We start from the raw sequence: 2,544 nt of genomic DNA, 5'->3' as shown, positions 1-2,544 counted from the left end.
ATTTTAAATTTTGCAGAAGACAATGGGCACTGATCCATATTGAGCAGCAGTGGGCGGATAATGTGCATACCGTTATTGGAGAGTTGATGCATAAAAGAGTGCATGATCCGTATCTTAGAGAAAAACGTAAGGATATCGTTATTGCCAGAGCCCTTCCGGTTTCGTCAAGAGCAATGGGGGTCAGCGGAGAGTGTGATGTTGTGGAATTTCATAGATGTGATGATGGGATAAGGCTACATGGACATCGAGGATTATTTTCTGTGTATCCAATAGAATATAAAAAAGGAAGGTCAAAACTCACAGAGGAGGATAAACTGCAGCTTGCAGCGCAGGCAATGTGTCTTGAAGAAATGTTTTCCACAGAAGTGCCAGAAGGAGCAATTTTTTATGGGGAGAGCAGGAGACGGGAAATTGTAGATATTACGAGTGATTTACGTACTGAAGTTGAAAAAATGTTTGAGGAGATGCATCAATATTATAACAGGCATTATACTCCGAAAGTGAAATACAGCAAATCTTGTAATGCATGTTCCCTAAAAGATATTTGCCTTCCTAAATTGGGAAAAGCGGTTTCAGTGAAAAGGTATCTTGATCAGATGCTGGAGGAGCAAGAAGTTTGAAACAAAGAAGTAGTGGGTAGAGAAAGATAAAAGGGCATAGCAAACAAGCCATCTTTCGGTGGCTAAAAAATTAAATATAGACACAACACCTAATCAAGCAATAGGAGCAGCTTCATCTTTGATGATGTAGCCACGTTGTTTAAGCAGATTAAGTGCCTGGGAAGTAGTCAGCACTTTAGATTCGTTCACAGGACGTGACTCGAGAAAGCCTTCTGGTGTATATGGTTTTAAATCTGTAAGTATGTGCCAGATAGCGGTCAGGAGCATACGACAAATGGCAATGATAGCTTTCTTGTGACCACGCCGTGCTTTGATACGTCGATAACGGTTAGTAATTTCAGGATGTTTCCTGGATTTAATTAAAGCATTTGCAACTTGCACCAAAACTGGTTTAAAATAGGAACCAGCACGGGAAATCCTGGTGGATTTGATTTTACGATTGCTTTGGTCATTACGAGGACAACATCCAGCCCATGAGACGAGGTTTTTGGCTGTGGGGAATACAGACATATCACCTCCGATTTCAGAGAGCACCTGAATAGCAGTTATTGGGTTCTTATCGAATCCCGGAACGGTTCGAATAAGAGTAAGGGCTTCTTCGTATTTATCACTGAGACGAAAGATTTCCCGTTCTATTTCTGCTTTGTGCATTTCTAATTCATCGATGTGATTAAGGCATTGTCTGAGTTTCACAGCCTGTTCTGAAGAGATGGCACCGTCAACAGCAGCCTGTATTTCTTCGATTGGAGTTTTACATCTGCCATCAACAAAAGGTGCTACATCAAAGTTTTCCCCAGGGTGTTGTAAAATCTGTTCAGTAATAGAACGAGAAGATTTACCAAATACATCAGAAAAGACATCATCCAGTTTTAGGTTAGACACGGTAAGACAATTTTGGGCACGATTCTTTTCGCTGGTAATCATACAGGTAAGTTTATATCTGTATCTTACCAAATCTCTTAATTCACGGATGTCAGCAGGTGGAATAAAGGAAGGTTTGACCATTCCGCACATATATAAATCGCAAATCCACTTGGCATCCTTACGATCAGTCTTGTTGCCCTTTTGAGGCTTGGTATATTTGGGGTGAGAAAGAGTAATCCAGATATTATTCTTCTCCAAAATATTAAAAACAGGAATCCAGTACTTGCCGGTAGATTCCATACAGACATCGGTACAGTTATATTTTGCAAGCCAGTCACACAACTCTTGCAACCCTTTGGAAAAGGAAGAAAAGCGAGCTTGCTTATACTCTGTACGACTGTGGGAATCAGTAATACCAATGCAGGCAAAGATCCATGTTTTGTGGACATCAAGTCCACAGCAGTTGTTTTTTAGAATTTTAAACGACACGAAAAAACCTCCTGAAGATTTATCGTTATAAAACTGACAGTGACTGGTCATCCGGCAAAATCGAGTCGACTTTGGAAGAGATAAGTTTACGGGCTACGGTATGCGCCAATCATTGATGCCTTAACGGATGACCGACAACATATAGAAATGCGAGGTCGCCGCTATACAGCCCCGCCACTCACCTCTGCGTGTTCTGTAGTGTGTCAGTCTTATAAGAAAATAATATCAGAAGGAAAATAAATTAGAAAGCGGAAAGCAGATGAAAGGTTTCATAACCCCATCGGTGCCTTTCGCAGAAAGGCGGATTATAGAAATGAAAGAAAATATCGATGAAGAATGTCTGATTCAGGCAGTACAATTTATTGAAAAACGTTGTGCATATCTGAAAGTCAGCTATGTCAGACATACGGATGCCATATATATTGAAGAGAACGATCTGCCGTTTGTAGTCAGAAAAACAGCCTGTCCGATTGCACTGAACTGTTCTGAAAGCAATAATCATGTCCTGGCATTTTCCTGGTATGGCAATATCATTTATGTCAATTTTTTTCATGCCAGCTTTGATGGGGCA

General features: G+C 40.6%; 3 protein-coding genes. 2 read left to right on the top strand and 1 reads right to left on the bottom strand.

The genetic code is table 11. From position 1 onward, the window contains the following. Positions 1 to 620 (top strand): CRISPR-associated protein Cas4 (gene cas4, locus QZZ35_RS10995; RefSeq protein ID WP_291237443.1); only part of this gene is annotated, 620 nt, incomplete at its 5' end. Between the two features lie 93 nt (positions 621 to 713). Here the strand turns inward: cas4 and QZZ35_RS10990 are convergent. Next, positions 714 to 1,973 (bottom strand): IS110 family transposase, encoded by a 1,260-nt coding sequence (locus QZZ35_RS10990; RefSeq protein ID WP_291237442.1) that lies wholly within the window; start codon positions 1,971 to 1,973, stop codon positions 714 to 716. A 313-nt stretch (positions 1,974 to 2,286) separates the two neighbouring features. Here QZZ35_RS10990 and QZZ35_RS10985 point away from each other — a divergent pair. After that, a partial coding sequence (locus QZZ35_RS10985; protein ID WP_291237441.1) for a hypothetical protein occupies positions 2,287 to 2,544 on the top strand: 258 nt, incomplete at its 3' end.

The organism is Frisingicoccus sp. (genome assembly GCA_016298055.1).
Lineage (GTDB): Bacteria > Bacillota > Clostridia > Lachnospirales > Lachnospiraceae > Frisingicoccus.
Note: the sequence above shows the minus strand (reverse complement) of the source record. Positions and strands in the feature narration are given on the sequence as shown.